The organism is Pseudomonas sp. GM17 (assembly GCF_000282175.2).
Classification (GTDB): domain Bacteria; phylum Pseudomonadota; class Gammaproteobacteria; order Pseudomonadales; family Pseudomonadaceae; genus Aquipseudomonas; species Aquipseudomonas chlororaphis.
Genome location: NZ_CP124732.1, coordinates 3,445,731 through 3,459,735, shown reverse-complemented (window position 1 = coordinate 3,459,735; position 14,005 = coordinate 3,445,731). Strand labels below are relative to the sequence as shown.

The window sequence follows — 14,005 nt, the reverse complement described above, 5'->3', positions numbered from 1 at the left end:
CAAGGTTCGTCCGCAGGGAGGCTTTATGAGCGCGACCCTTGGCCTGGAAGGCGCGGCGGCTGCGCTGGGAATCGGCTTGCTCATCGGTCTGGAGCGCGAGCGGCACAAGGGGCGAGGAGACAGCCGTGCCTGTGCGGGGTTGCGCACGTTCGCCATTACCGCGCTGCTGGGGTATGTGGCGATGCAGGTCGGTGGTGCCCTGTTGCTGGGGATCATGGCTATCTGCCTGGCCTTGCTGATCACCGTGGCGTATTGGCGAAGCCTGGGCAGCGACCCGGGCGTGACCAGCGAAGTGGCGTTGCTTACGGTGCTGGCGCTGGGGGCTATGTGCAGTACGGCGCCGGAATTGGCGATTGCCATTGGCGTGGTCATGGCGGGGCTGCTGACGTATCGACAAAAGTTGCATCACTTCGCCCGCAGTCAATTGAGCGAAGCGGAAATGCGCGACGGGCTGGTACTGCTGATCGCCGCACTGGTCGTGCTGCCGCTGGCGCCGGATCGTTACATCGGGCCTTATGCCGCCATCAATTTGCGCACCATCTGCACCCTGACCGTGTTGCTGATGGCCGTGGGTGCGGTCGGGCATATCGCCGTTCGCACTCTGGGCACTCGTTACGGTTATGCGATCAGTGCCATCGCTTCGGGGTTCGCCTCCAGCACGGTGACCATCGCCGCCATGGGGCATATCGCTGCCAGAGAGCCGGACAACATCAAGGCCCTGGGCGCGGCGGCGTTGTTCTCCAACCTGGCCACCCTGACCCAGGTGGGCCTGATCCTGGGCGCGGTCGATACCGGTCTGCTGCACCCTATGTGGGGGCCGCTGTTCGCCGGCGCTGCCGCCACGGCATTGTATGGCCTGTGCCTGATGTTCCCCACGCCGGCCCAGGGCGCCCACCAGCCGATCAAGGTCGGCGGCGCGTTCAACCTCAAGCTGGCCTTGCTCGTCACGCTGGCCATGACGGGTATCACCTTCCTGTCGTCGGTGATGCTGAGTCACTTTGGCGAAGTCGGGGTGATGGTGACCGCGACCCTTAGCGGCTTTGCCGACGCCCATTCCTCGACAGCGTCGATAGCCTCCCTGGCCAAATCCGGCCAGTTGCCGTTCCAGGCCATCGCCGCGCCCGTGCTGATCGCGGTCAGCAGCAATTCCCTGAGCAAATGCCTGGTGGCCTGGGTCAGTGGCGGGCGTCGCTTCGCCGCCTATGTCATTCCCGGCCAGGTATTGCTGACGCTGGCGATGTGGGCCGGCATCTGGCTGTACTGAAACCTGTCGCTTCGGGTAGCTGACAAAGATCAAGTCACCCGGCCCGGGAACGCTCAATCTGCAATTCCATTCCGTGTTCTGAGATGGCCGCGTGCCGAGGTGCCTTATGTCGCAGACCCAGCGTTTACTGCTCATTGCCCCTCCCGCCATGACCCGCACACCGGCATTCGACCGCGCCGCGGCGTTGGCCCGGGCGATGCAGTTACCCTTGCATATCGTGGCCTTCGATTATCTGCAGGCGCTGGCGGTGGCCGGCCTGTTCGCGCCCGAACAGATCGCCCAGGCCCGGGACGGGTATCTGCAAAGCCATCGGCAATGGCTTGACGAGCAGGCTTGCTCGATGAGCGAACAGGGGATCGAGGTCACCCGCGAAGTGCTCTGGGTGCAGCATCCGTTCGAAGAAATCCTGCACTTCGTCAATGAGATGCCCCTGGCCCTGATCGTCAAGGATGCCGAAGAAGAGCCTGCCTTGAAGCGCGTGTTTTTCACTCCCCTGGATTGGCAGTTGCTACGGGACTGTCCGGTACCGGTGCACCTGGTGACCAATGCTCTCAACCCACGGCCACGCAACGTACTGGCCATCGTCGATGTGCTGCGCAGCGATGAGCAGGACAGGGTGTTCAACGACCAGATTATCGACGCCGCGGTAAAGCTGGCCGGGCAATGTGCCGCGGCACTCGAGCTGGTGCATGTGTATGACTGGGCCGCGGTGTATGCCCAGGACATGGGGGTTGGCGTGCTGCCGCTGAGCGTCGGGATCTACGAAGTGTTGGGCGAGGCGCAATTCGAGGCATTCGCAGCGCTGGCCGAACGCCATGGCGTGCCTCCAGAGCGTCGCCATTTCATCGAGGGTACGCCGCTGTCGTGTATCTGTGACTTTGCGACTGCCCACCGGACTGACGTCATTGTCATGGGAACCGTGCAGCACAAGGGACTGAAAAAACTCTTGGGCAGCACCGCCGAGCAGCTTTTGCACCGGGCTCCGTGCAGCGTGCTGGCGATAAAACCGGACAAGACGCTTTGATTGAGGATTGAATCGCCCGTGGCGGCCCGCTGGCCGGTACGCCACGGGGCGCTGGTTTACAGGTGGAGGCGATGGATGACCTGGCGGCTGTCGTCGGGATCGTGACTCCGTTCGAAACCCAGGGCCTTGGCCAGGTCGCGCATGGGCGCATTGCTGGCGGCGTCGATCGAATACATCTGGCGAAAGCCGTTCTTGCGGGCAGCCTCGATCAGATGCTCCATCAATAAGGTTCCCAGGCCCAGGTGCGTCCATTCGTCGGCGACGGTTACCGCGCATTCGCATTCGTGCTCGCCCGTGGCGGCGTAGCGGCTGATACCGATCTCGATCAGTTGTCCGTTCTCGTGAGCCAGCGCGACGTAGGCCATGTGCTGCTTGCCATCGGTGTACATCAACTGATCGAGCAGGGCGCCACTGGGGTCGTTGATCTGGGCGAGGAAACGCATGTGCCTGGATTCGGGAGACAGGCGCCTGATAAAGGCGTACTCCCGCTCGCGGTCCTTTTCCGCCAGTGGCCGGATCAGCACATGATGGCCATCCTTCAGCGTTTCGATCCAGTGTTCTCCGGGGACCGCGGCGTAGACGGCGGCGGCCCGTTCGTTGTGGTTTTTGACAGTGAGCATGATGGGGTTCTCCATACGGCCGAAAGGGGCCGCGCGGCAGGGCACACGCGGTTCGCTTCGTTTTACCCCGCTGATGACAGGCGGATCTGATCTGGATCAGACACCGGCGACAGGCGTCGCTCATCGAGTGGGATCTGATGTACATCAAGGCGCTTGCCGGCGGACAAGGCGCACTCTAGGTCTATGCCGGCCTGTTCGACCGGTGCCTGAGCGAGGTGTGTGATGGGGCATTACCAACGTTTGCTGCTGATCGCCGATCCAACCCTGCATCAGTCGCCAGCCTCGCTGCGGGCTGTCGCGCTGGCCAAGGCCAGCGGGGCTGCGCTGCATGTACGCGGTTTCGCCGAGCCGGCGCCGGTGGTGCATCTGTGGGAAGAGAGAATCGACGAGGCGGGCTATCAGCGTTATCTGCGTCGCCATCGCCGATGGGTGGCCGAAGAAACCCAGCGGCTCGGCGACCTGGGGCTGGAAGCGACGGTCGACGTGTTGTTCACCACCCATCCGCTGCTGGACATCCTGAAGACGGTCGAGGAGCTCGGTCCGGACCTGCTGATCAAGGATGTCAGCCTGGAACCGCTGCTCAAGCGAGTATTCATCACGCCCCTGGATTGCCATCTGCTGCGTGAGTGCCCGATCCCCGTGCATCTGGTCAATCAGGCCCGTTACGGATTGCCGCACCGGGTCGTGGCGGCGGTGGACCCATTCGATCCACCGACCCAGATCAGCGGCCTGAACGACACCATCATCCAGACGGCCAACGTCCTGGCCCTGCAATGCGATGCGCCACTGCACCTGCTGTACGCCTATGACCTGTCGCCGGCCTTCAATGGCGATGCACCGCTGGTCAGCGGTGGCTGGGGCATGGACGTCGTCGAAGAGCTGCGTGAGTCCTTGCACCTGGCGTTTGTCACCCTGGCGGAGCGCTACGCCATTGCGCCGGAACGCCGGCACTTCGTGTCGGGCCCGCCGGTGCCTGCGATCGGCGATTTCGTCGAGCAGTACCTGGCCGATGTGGTGGTGATGGGGACTGTGCATCGGGTGGGGATCGACCGCTTGATCGGCAGCACGACCGAACGGGCGCTGTACTCGGTGCCGGGCAGTATTCTGGCGGTCAGGTGAACGGTTCGGGCGTCACGGAGTGAGCACGATCGCCCCGTTGAACTGACCGGCCCGCAGGCGCTCCAGGGCTTGATTGGCATCCTCCAGGGCGAAGCAGGTGACGTCGCAGTGGACGGGGGTGTGCTGCAATTCTGCGAAAAACGCGCTGCCGTCTTCACGGGTCAGGTTGGCCACCGAGCGCACGCTGCGTTCGCCCCAGAGCAGTCGGTAAGGGAATGCCGGGATGTCGCTCATGTGGATGCCGGCGCAAATCACGCAGCCGCCCTTGACCGTGACGGCCAGCGCCGCCGGCACCAGCGAGCCGACGGGGGCGAAGATCAGGCTGGCATCGAGCGGGTGCGGCGGTGCTTGATCCGAGGGACCGGCCCAACGGGCCCCCAGCGAGCGGGCATAGTCCTGGCCCGCGCGGTCATCGGGCCGGGTGAAGGCATACACCTGCTGCCCCCGGCCCAACGCCACCTGAATCGCCAGGTGCGCTGCCGCTCCGAAACCGTAGAGGCCCAGGTGGCGCGCGTTCCCGGCCATCCGCAGCGCCCGAAAACCGATCAGCCCGGCACACAGCAACGGCGCGGCCTGGGTGGCCGGGAGCGCTTCGGGAATCGGCAGGCAGAAACGGGCGTCGGCGACCGTGTAGTCGGCGTAGCCGCCGTCCAGGTGACAGCCGGTAAATTGCGCCTGGTCGCACAGGTTTTCCCGGCCGGTGCGGCAGAACGCGCATTCGCCGCATGTCCAGCCGAGCCATGGAACGCCCACTCGCTGGCCGATCCAGCCGGGCGCGACGTCTGCACCCACCGCGGTCACCTGGCCAACGATTTCATGGCCGGGCACCCGTGGCAGCAGCGCCTGGGGCAACTCGCCATCGACCAGGTGCAGGTCGGTGCGGCAGACGCCGCAGGCCAGGACTTTGATCAGCAGTTGCTGGGGGCCGGGTGTCGGGACCGGGCGTTGTTCCTGTCGCAGCGGCTCGCCGGGGGTATGCAGGACCATAGCGCGCATGACGATTCTCCGGACGTGCAGGGTCAGCGCAGGGCCGAGCGGTGGCAACCTGCGACCAATTGCTTGAGCCCCTCCAGGTTCAGGACCTTGACTTCCCGCCCGGAAATTTCCACCAGCCCCTGGTCCCGCAGGTGCGCGATGCCCCGGCAAATGGTTTCCAGCCTCAGCCCCAGGTAGGAGCCGATCTCCTCGCGGCGCATTTTCAGGATGAAGTCCCTGGACGAGTAGCCTCGCAGGCTCAGGCGTTGCGACAGGTTCAGCAGGAAGGCCGCCAGGCGTTCGTCGGAGTTCATATTGCCCATCAGCATCAACATGCTGTGATCGCGGACGATTTCTCGGCTCAGGAGTTTGTTCAGGCTGTGTTGCAAGGATGGCAAGTCCTGGGCGAGTTTCTCCAGTTGAGCGAAGTGGATGGGACAGACTTCGCTGTCCTCCAGGGCGAACGCGCTGCAGGCGTGTTCGTCGGCACTGATGGCATCCAGACCAAGCATCTCACCCGATATCTGAAAGCCGGTGACCTGTTCACGACCGTCGATTGAAACCATGCTGGTCTTGAACGAGCCTATGCGGACCGCATACAGCGAGCGCAAGGGATCGCCGGCGCGATAGAGGGCGACGCCTTTCCTGACCTTGAAGCGTTGCACGATCAGGGTGTCCAGGCGCTCGATCTCCGCCCCGCTCAGGCCCAGCGGCAGGCACAGCTCCAGGACGCTGCAGTTGGCACAGGCAGCCTTGAGATGAGGATTGGGAGACGCTCGGGTGTCTGGCATGCCATGAGACCCCTTTCCAGATGGGTGAAGCATAGTTCCTGTGCCTTGCCAGGGCGGGCCGCTCGGCTGCTGGCGAAAAGCAGGCGACGAATGGGAAAAACACCTGCCCCCTCATCGAGCTCAGGCAGGACGCGCCAGGGGCGGGTCCTCAGGTTTATCTGCGCAGGGGCGCTTTTCGGCGCCTCGCGCGGGGATCTGACATAGATCAGAACCCTGGAGGCGCGCAGGGAGGAGTCTGGGTCGACACTGATGCCGATCCCGCGAGGGCGCAGCGGCTGCCTTCATCAACGGGCACCTGGCATCGAAGCCCACCTGTCTGGAGGTCGATCATGAGCCAGTACCAACGGTTGTTGCTGATCATCAACCCGGCTCAACGCCATTCCCATGCCATAGATCACGCCGCGGCCCTGGCCCGGGCCAGCGGCGCGAGCCTGCATATCGCGGCCTTGATGAGGTCGCTGGATATTCTGTGGTTGCTCGAAGAGGGCGATCGCCAACAGGCCCGGGAAAGCTACTTGCAGGACCATCGCGACTGGCTCAAGGCCCAGGTAGAAGACTTGCACGGCCAGGGGCTGGCCGTGACGATGGAGGTGGCATGGGTCGATGACATGCAGCAAGGCATCCTCGACCATGTCGTAGAAATGCAGCCCGACCTGTTGATCAAGCAGATAGAGCATGAGCCGCGGCTCAGGCGCGCGCTCTTTACCCCCCTGGACTGGCACTTGCTGCGCCATTGCCCGATACCGGTGTACCTGACTGGCGGGAATGGCAGCCTCTTGCTGCGCAAAGTCGTGGCCGCGGTCGAAGTGTCGGACACCAAGCCTGCGGACAACGAACTCAATGAGCGGATCATCCATGAGGCTTCCAGTCTCGCCTTGCAGTGCGATGCCGATCTGCACCTGCTGTACGCCTGTGATATCTCCGCGGCCTTTCTGGAAAATATGAGCGGCGTCGGTCTGACCCTGGCGGACCTTACCCGCAAGCTGCGCGAGGATCTGGAACAATCCTTCCTCGCACTGGCCGAGCGCTTCGGCGTGCCTGCCGACTGTCGACACTTCATCAAGGGCCCACCCGTCTCGGTGCTGAGCGAGTTTGCCCACGCCCAGGATGTGGATGTGATCGTGATGGGCAGGAACCAGTCCCGCGGGCTGGCCAAGCTGGTGGGCAGCACGATCGAACATATTCTGTATCAGGCGCCTTGCAGCGTTCTGGCGGTCTAGGGGAGGGCACCGGAGCGGGCTGCGGGCAGAGCAAGGGCAGAAGGGCGCGGCCCTGGCCGGGATCGGGCGCCGCGCATCGCCGATGACCCATCGGCAAGGGTACCAAGGCTCCGGCAGGAAGCCGGGCTTGCGGTAAGGCAGGTGAAGCGTTACCAGGACGAGGTGTGCGATGTCGAGAATCCAGCGTTTATTGCTCATTGCCCCAATCGAGATGACCCGCACCCCGGCATTCGACCGGGCGCAGGCGCTGGCCAGCGCAACCGGTGCGATGTTGCACATTGTCGCTTTCGATCATGTCAACGCGCTGGCGGTGGCCGGCCTGTTCGACCACGACGCCATGAGCCAGGCCCGGGAAGGTTACCTGCAGGTGCACCGCCACTGGCTTGAACAGCAGGCGCGCTTTCAACGCTGCGAGGGCTTGCGGGTGACCACTGAAGTGGTCTGGGCCAGGTTGAGCCCGGCCCACGTGCTTGAGTACGTGAACGACTTCCACCCGGACCTGGTGATCAAGGATGTGCAACGGGTGCCGGCACTCGACCGGGTCTTCCATCGGCCTCTGGACTGGCTGTTGCTGCGTGATTGTCCCGCTTCCTTGCACCTGGTCAGCCGCGCGGAAAACCCCAAGCCGCTGAAGATCCTCGCCGCCATCGACCAGTCCCACCTGGAAGCGCTGACCCATGGGCTCAACGAACGGATTCTCGACCTGGCCTCGACGCTGGCAACGTCCTGCGGTGCGACCTTGCACCTGCTCAATGTCAGCAACTGGTCGGTGGTGGGTGACGCGGTGACGAGTGTGCCGACCTCGAGCCTCGACACCAGCTTGCGGGATGCGGTCAACGATGCCCAGCAAGAGGCCTTCGATCTGCTTGCCGAGCGTTATGGCATCGAGGAGGGCCGCCGACATTTGCTGGCCGGCATTCCCCATCAGGCGATCGAGCATTTTGCCCGCAGGAACGCCTTCGACATGGTTGTGCTGGGCACGGCCTGCCGCCACGGCGTCGAGATGTTCGTCGGCAGTACCGCCGAGCGCCTGCTGCGCCATGCCCCCTGCAGCCTGATGCTGGTCAAACCGCCCGCCGAGACCGGCTGAAATGACCGTGGGCACAGCCACGGTTGATAAAAGTCAACGGTCGCCAGGGCGAAAGGAGCGATCAATAGCCCTCCCATGAAGGTTCAAGGAGACAGCCATGCGAATGTCATTTCTCGGCGCGGCTGGCACAGTCACCGGCAGCAAGTACCTGCTGGAGCATGAAGGCCAGCACGTGTTGATCGATTGCGGCCTGTTCCAAGGCTACAAGCAGTTGCGCCTGCATAACTGGGACCCGTTCCAGCTACCGGTTCGCGAGCTGGACGCCATTGTCCTGACCCATGCCCACCTGGATCACAGCGGCTACCTGCCGGTATTGGCGCGCAACGGTTACCGAGGCCCGGTGTATGCCACGGCCGCCACCTGTGAGCTGGTGAAAATCCTGTTGCGCGACAGTGGCCGCCTGCAGGAGGAAGAGGCTGAGTTCGCCAATCGCCATGGTTACTCGAAACACACCCCGGCGCTGCCGCTCTATACCGAGCAGGACGCGGAACGTGCCCTGAAGCTGCTGCGGCCGCTGGAGTTGCACCATCGGGTCGATATCGTCCCGGGTATGAGCATCCAGCTGCGCTGCGCCGGGCATATTCTTGGCGCGGCCACGGTGGAAGTCGTGGCCGGCGGCGTCACGCTGGTGTGCTCCGGGGACCTGGGGCGACCCAACGACCCTTTGATGTTCGCCCCGGAAACCATCGAACAGGCCGATTATCTGCTGGTGGAATCGACCTACGGCGATCGTCGGCACCCTGTCGAGTCGCCGGAGGAGCAACTGGCACAGGTCATCACCCGCACCGCGATGCGCCGCGGCATCACGCTGGTACCGTCGTTTGCGGTCGGGCGCGCGCAATTGCTGATGTATCACCTGTACCGGCTGCTGCAGAAACGTGCGATTCCCGACCTGCCGATCTACCTCAACAGCCCCATGGCCACCGATGTCACGCGCCTGTACCAGCGTTTTCGCAGTGAGCACCGTCTCTCCCAGGAAGAGTGTGAAGGCATGTGCCATGTCGCGCATTTCGTGCGCACGACCCAGGAGTCGATCAACCTGGATCTGCAACGCACGCCCGCGGTGATCATCGCCGCCAGTGGCATGGCCACCGGTGGCCGGGTGGTTCACCACCTCAAGGCGCTGGCCCCCAACCCGATCAATACGTTGCTGGTGCCGGGCTTCCAGGCCGGTGGCACCCGCGGCGCGCAGATAGTCGCGGGCGCCGAGTCGGTGCGTATCCACGGCAAGGATGTGCCAATCCGCGCCGAAGTAGTGCCGATGGAAACCTTGTCCGCGCACGCCGACGCCGATGAAATCATGCAGTGGCTGCGCGGGTTCAAGCGGCCACCGAAGCACACCTTTGTGGTGCACGGCGAACCCAACGCCTCGGACGTGCTGCGCCGGCGCATCAGCCAGGAGCTGGGATGGTCGGTCTCGGTGCCGGAGTATCGCGACAGCGTCGAGCTTTCCCTTATCGACCAGCCCCCACATCTGCCGTCCTGACAGCAAAAAGCCCCTTGCCGGTTTCCCGGCAAGGGGCAAACTGGCCCGGCTTCAAGTCGCCCCAGCCGTCCTGCCGGATTGTTTCGCCACCTTCAGATTCCGTTAAGAAACGCCACCGATACTCCTCCCGAACTTACCCAGGGAGGCATCCATCCATGCCTGATCACGACTGGCACATCGCTCTGCCTTTGCACTTCGGCCAAATCGAAGCGCCGCCGATGTGTCTTGCCAGGGCCTTGCCGGACGAGCCTCAGCGTCCGCTTTTCGAAGCCTTTATCCAGCGCCGTTTTCGCAAGGCCCACGGTGCCGACATCCGTCATTTCATGCCACAGCTGTTTGGCATGAGCAACAACGCATCGGGCGAGCTCTGTGCAGTGGCCGGCGTGCGCCTGGCAGGTCATGAGCAGCTGTTCCTGGAGCGCTATCTGGACGATCCGATCGAGCCATTGATCAGTGCAGCCGCCAATCGTGCCGTGGACCGGGCGGGCATCGTCGAAGTCGGCAACCTGGCCGCCAGCGACACGGGCAGTGCACGGCTGAGCATCATCGCCATGACCTATTTGCTGGCCATGGGGGACCTGGAATGGGTGGCGTTCACCGGCAACATCGGCCTGGTGAACAGCTTTCATCGCCTGGGCCTGAAACCCGTGACCCTCTGTGCCGCCGACCCACAGCGGCTGGGTGATGAACGGCACAGCTGGGGCAGCTATTACGAGAGCAAGCCTTGGGTACACGTCGGCAACATTCGCGCCGGCTTCATTCATCTGCGCAACATCGGGATGTTCGATCGCCTCGGGTTGCCGTCGTCTTTTGCGCAGGCCAGCCATGTCGCATGAAAAGGAACGCTTCAAGCAGGCGCTACGTGACCATGCCAAGCACCGGCCCAATGCCGTTGCCTTGTGGGGCGATCACCTGAAGCTGGACTACGCCACGCTGTACGCACAAGTGATGCAGCGCCAGCAGCGTTTGCGCGACGAAGGCGCCAAGGTGGTTGCCCTGGCCCTGGACAACGGCGTCGAAGCCATGCTCTGGGACCTGGCCGTGTTGTTCGAAGGCTTGACTTGCGTGCTATTGCCGCCGTTCTTCAGCCCGGCCCAACGGGCCCATTGCCTGGAACAGAGCCAGGCCGGGTGGGTGATTGCCGAGCCGGAGCTGGAAGCCGAGCTGAAAGCGGCCGGATACGTGCAAACCGCAACCTTCTGGCGGCGCGCTTTCAGTGGCCCGGACCGGATGTTGGAAGGCACCGCCAAACTGACCTTCACCTCGGGCACCACCGGCACCCCAAAAGGCGTGTGCCTGAGCGCCGAGAGCATGCTGCGGGTCGCTCGCGAGCTGGATCGGGCCAGCAAACCGGCAGATCCGCAGCACCACCTTGCGCTTTTGCCGCTGGCGATCCTGTTGGAAAACCTCGGTTGCTATGCCGCCTTGCACGCCGGCGCGACCCTGAGCCTGCCCAGCCAGAAAACCCTGGGCATCCAGGGCGCCAGTGGCGTCGATGTACCGCGCCTGCTCGGTTGCCTGGCCAACCGTGCGCCGCAGAGCCTGATCCTGGTGCCGCAGCTGTTGCAGGTGCTGGTCGGCGCCGCCGAGCACAAAGCCTTCAATCCCGCCGCGCTGCGTTTCGCCGCGGTGGGTGGGGCACGGGTTTGTGCTGCGCTGTTGCAGCGTGCGCAACGCCTCGGCCTGCCGGTCTATGAAGGCTATGGCCTGTCCGAATGCGCATCGGTGGTCTGCCTTAACCGCCCGGAGGCGAACCGCCCCGGCAGTGTCGGCCAGCCATTGCCCCATGTGCAGGTCTGCCTGGCCGAAGACGGTGAAGTGCTGATCAAGGGTTCGACCTTGCTCGGGTACCTGGGTGAAACGCCGCACGCCGATAAATGGTGGCCCAGCGGCGATCTTGGCGAGTTCGATCCCGATGGCTTTCTTTACCTCAAGGGGCGCAAGAAGCATCAGTTCGTCACCAGTTTCGGCCGCAACGTGAACCCGGAATGGGTCGAGGCCGAGTTGACCCAACGCCGCCATATCGCCCAGGCCTTCGTCTACGGCGAAGCCATGCCGCGCAATCATGCTCTGCTCTGGCCCCATCGCCCGGATTGTACCGACGACGAGCTGGCCGCCGCCGTGGCCGAGGCCAACGAGGCCTTGCCTGATTATGCCCAGGTCCACCACTGGTCCCGGCTGGATCAACCCTTCACCTTTGCCAATGGCCTGCTGACCGCCAATGGCCGACCGCGCCGCGACGCCATTGTCGAGCGTTACCGGGCGCAACTGACTGAACCCGTACTTTCCGAGGAATCCGCACCATGAGTTTTTTTGACCGGCTGCAAGAAGCTACCCAGCAGGAACGCAACGAGCTGTTCAACCTGCCGATCATTCTCGATGCCCTGCAGGGCCGGGTCAGCCTGGAAAGCTACCGGGCCTTCCTGGCGCAAGCCTATTACCACGTGCGTCACACCGTGCCCTTGATGATGGCCTGCGGCGCGCGCCTGCCACTGCGCCTGGAGTGGTTGCGCAAAGCGGTGTGCGAGTACATCGAGGATGAGTATGGCCATGAGCAATGGGTGCTCGATGACATTGAAGCCTGCGGTGGCGACAGGGACGAGGTGCGCAACGGTCGCCCCTCCTTGCCAATCGAGTTGATGGTCAGTTTTCTCTACGACCTGATCGCCCGGGACAATCCGGTGGGGCTGTTCGGCATGGTCAATGTGCTCGAGGGCACCAGCATCGCCCTGGCCACCCATGCCGCTGGCAGCATTCGCCAACGCCTGGGCTTGCCGGAAAGCGCTTTCAGCTACCTCAGCTCCCATGGTTCGCTGGATATCGAGCATATGCAGACCTACCGCCGGCTGATGAATACCCTCGACGATCCGGCCGACCAGGCTGCGGTCGTCCATGCCTCCAGGGTGGTGTACAGGCTTTACACCGACATGTTCCGCGGCTTGCCCCGCGGCGGGGAGAGCCTGCATGCGCCTGTCTGACGCTCGCGTAGTGCTGACCGGGGCCAGCGGCGGCATTGGCCTGGCCATCGCCAGCGACCTGTGCGCCAGTGGCGCCAAGGTCCTGGCAGTGGCGCGCCGACGCGAGCCCCTGGAGCCTTTGCTCGCCCGCTATCCCAGCCAGCTGTGCTGGGTGGCGGCGGACCTGACTTTCCTCGCCGACCGGCGCAAAGTGCTGACCGCTGCACAGGCCATGGGCGGCATCAACCTGCTGATCAATGCCGCCGGGGTCAATCACTTCGCCATGCTTGACCAGCTCGATGACAGCGACGTCAATGCGATGCTGGCGGTGAACATCGGCGCTCCGGTCTGTTTGACCAAGACCTTGCTGCCACTGCTCAAGCAAGCCGAGAGCGCGATGGTGGTGAACGTCGGCTCGACCTACGGTTCCATCGGCTACCCCGGTTACGCCGTCTATTGCGCCACCAAGTTTGCCTTGCGCGGGTTTTCCGAAGCCCTGCGCCGGGAACTGGCGGACACCCGGGTCGGAGTTCTGTATGTCGCGCCACGGGCCACCCATACGAGCATGAATAGCCCCGCAGCCCGGGCCTTGAATGACGCGCTCAAGTCCAATGTCGACGATCCGCAGACCGTCGCCGCGGCGGTGATCCATGCCATCGCCGGTGACCGCCGTGACCTGTACCTGGGCTGGCCGGAGCGCTTTTTCATGCGCCTCAACAGCCTGCTGCCCAATCTGGTGGACCGAGGCCTGCGCAAACAGTTGCCGCTGATCCGTCGCCTGAGCCACAAGCCCGATAACGAGCATCTCAAACCATGAAAAAACTCATCACATGCCTGCTGCTGGGGGCCTTGAGCCAGAGCGTCTGGGCGCTGGACCCCGCCGACCAGCAACGCCTGAACGGCATTCAGCAAAGCTGGGCACACATCCAATACGAAATCCCGGAAGGCCAACGCACCGCCGCGTTCGAACAACTGGCCAGCCAGACTTCTGCGTTCACCCGGGAGCGTCAATCGCTGGCCGAAGCCTGGATCTGGTCCGGCATCGTCACCAGCAGTTGGGCCGGCGCCCAGGGTGGCCTCGGCGCGCTGAGCAAGGCCAAGGCGGCGAAAGGCTATCTGGAGCAGGCCATGGCCCTGGACCCCAAGGCTCTGCAAGGCTCGGCCTACACGAGTCTTGCCGCACTGTACGACCGGGTGCCGGGCTGGCCCATCGGTTTCGGCGACGCGGAAAAAGCCGAGCAGTTGCTCAAGCAGGCCTTGCAGGTGAACCCCGATGGCATCGACAGTCTGTACTTCTGGGGTGATCATCTCTACCGTCAAAAACGCTACGGCGAAGCCCGCGACGCACTGCAAAAAGCCCTGCGGGCAGCCCCGAGACCCGGCCGGGAAACCGCCGACGCCGGACGTCGCAAGGAGATCGAGGCACTGCTGGTGGACGTGAACAAGAAACTCAACTGAC

Annotated in this window: 14 protein-coding genes; 11 read left to right on the top strand and 3 right to left on the bottom strand. The window is 63.8% G+C overall.

Annotated features, from left to right (window positions below; all coding sequences use genetic code 11):
- The first annotated feature begins 25 nt into the window (after nucleotides 1–25).
- Both PMI20_RS15580 and PMI20_RS15575 read left to right on the top strand, forming a co-directional pair.
- Nucleotides 26–1,264 (top strand): MgtC/SapB family protein, encoded by a 1,239-nt coding sequence (locus PMI20_RS15580; RefSeq protein WP_007925668.1) that lies wholly within the window; start codon nucleotides 26–28, stop codon nucleotides 1,262–1,264.
- A gap of 106 nt (nucleotides 1,265–1,370) precedes the next feature.
- Nucleotides 1,371–2,288: a universal stress protein gene (locus tag PMI20_RS15575; RefSeq protein ID WP_007925667.1), complete on the top strand. Its 918-nt coding sequence runs from the start codon at nucleotides 1,371–1,373 to the stop codon at nucleotides 2,286–2,288.
- Between the two features lie 56 nt (nucleotides 2,289–2,344).
- On the opposite strand, the gene PMI20_RS15570 is transcribed toward PMI20_RS15575, so the two are convergent.
- Nucleotides 2,345–2,908 (bottom strand): GNAT family N-acetyltransferase, encoded by a 564-nt coding sequence (locus PMI20_RS15570; protein ID WP_007925666.1) that lies wholly within the window; start codon nucleotides 2,906–2,908, stop codon nucleotides 2,345–2,347.
- A gap of 222 nt (nucleotides 2,909–3,130) precedes the next feature.
- Between PMI20_RS15570 and PMI20_RS15565 the strand changes: the two genes are divergently transcribed.
- Nucleotides 3,131–4,027 (top strand): universal stress protein, encoded by an 897-nt coding sequence (locus PMI20_RS15565; protein WP_007925664.1) that lies wholly within the window; start codon nucleotides 3,131–3,133, stop codon nucleotides 4,025–4,027.
- A 12-nt stretch (nucleotides 4,028–4,039) separates the two neighbouring features.
- On the opposite strand, the gene PMI20_RS15560 is transcribed toward PMI20_RS15565, so the two are convergent.
- Together PMI20_RS15560 and fnr are read right to left on the bottom strand one after the other, a co-directional pair.
- On the bottom strand, nucleotides 4,040–5,023 hold the full coding sequence (locus PMI20_RS15560) for a zinc-dependent alcohol dehydrogenase family protein (protein WP_007925662.1): 984 nt from the start codon (nucleotides 5,021–5,023) through the stop codon (nucleotides 4,040–4,042).
- Between the two features lie 23 nt (nucleotides 5,024–5,046).
- A complete protein-coding gene (fnr, locus tag PMI20_RS15555; protein WP_007925660.1) occupies nucleotides 5,047–5,793 on the bottom strand; it encodes a fumarate/nitrate reduction transcriptional regulator Fnr in 747 nt (248 codons plus the stop codon).
- 329 nt (nucleotides 5,794–6,122) lie between these two features.
- Here fnr and PMI20_RS15550 point away from each other — a divergent pair, with 329 nt between their 5' ends.
- The 8 genes from PMI20_RS15550 to PMI20_RS15515 all read left to right on the top strand — a co-directional run bounded on the left by PMI20_RS15550 (nucleotide 6,123) and on the right by PMI20_RS15515 (nucleotide 14,004).
- On the top strand, nucleotides 6,123–7,013 hold the full coding sequence (locus PMI20_RS15550; RefSeq protein ID WP_007925658.1) for a universal stress protein: 891 nt from the start codon (nucleotides 6,123–6,125) through the stop codon (nucleotides 7,011–7,013).
- A gap of 169 nt (nucleotides 7,014–7,182) precedes the next feature.
- Complete coding sequence (locus tag PMI20_RS15545) at nucleotides 7,183–8,103, top strand: universal stress protein (protein ID WP_007925656.1); 921 nt, start codon at nucleotides 7,183–7,185, stop codon at nucleotides 8,101–8,103.
- 97 nt (nucleotides 8,104–8,200) lie between these two features.
- On the top strand, nucleotides 8,201–9,589 hold the full coding sequence (locus PMI20_RS15540; protein WP_007925655.1) for an MBL fold metallo-hydrolase RNA specificity domain-containing protein: 1,389 nt from the start codon (nucleotides 8,201–8,203) through the stop codon (nucleotides 9,587–9,589).
- 155 nt (nucleotides 9,590–9,744) lie between these two features.
- Nucleotides 9,745–10,425: a thermostable hemolysin gene (locus tag PMI20_RS15535; RefSeq protein ID WP_007925653.1), complete on the top strand. Its 681-nt coding sequence runs from the start codon at nucleotides 9,745–9,747 to the stop codon at nucleotides 10,423–10,425.
- Nucleotides 10,415–11,896 (top strand): AMP-binding protein, encoded by a 1,482-nt coding sequence (locus PMI20_RS15530; protein ID WP_007925652.1) that lies wholly within the window; start codon nucleotides 10,415–10,417, stop codon nucleotides 11,894–11,896. The genes PMI20_RS15535 and PMI20_RS15530 overlap by 11 nt, the downstream gene beginning before the upstream one ends.
- A complete protein-coding gene (locus PMI20_RS15525; protein WP_007925651.1) occupies nucleotides 11,893–12,567 on the top strand; it encodes an iron-containing redox enzyme family protein in 675 nt (224 codons plus the stop codon). Before PMI20_RS15530 ends, PMI20_RS15525 begins: the two co-directional genes overlap by 4 nt.
- Nucleotides 12,554–13,363 carry an SDR family oxidoreductase gene (locus PMI20_RS15520; RefSeq protein WP_007925650.1) on the top strand — a complete coding sequence of 270 codons (810 nt, stop codon included), beginning with the start codon at nucleotides 12,554–12,556 and terminating at the stop codon, nucleotides 13,361–13,363. The genes PMI20_RS15525 and PMI20_RS15520 overlap by 14 nt, the downstream gene beginning before the upstream one ends.
- Entirely contained in the window at nucleotides 13,360–14,004 is a 645-nt protein-coding gene (locus PMI20_RS15515) for a tetratricopeptide repeat protein (RefSeq protein WP_007925649.1), read from the top strand. The genes PMI20_RS15520 and PMI20_RS15515 overlap by 4 nt, the downstream gene beginning before the upstream one ends.
- Nucleotide 14,005 lies beyond the last annotated feature (1 nt).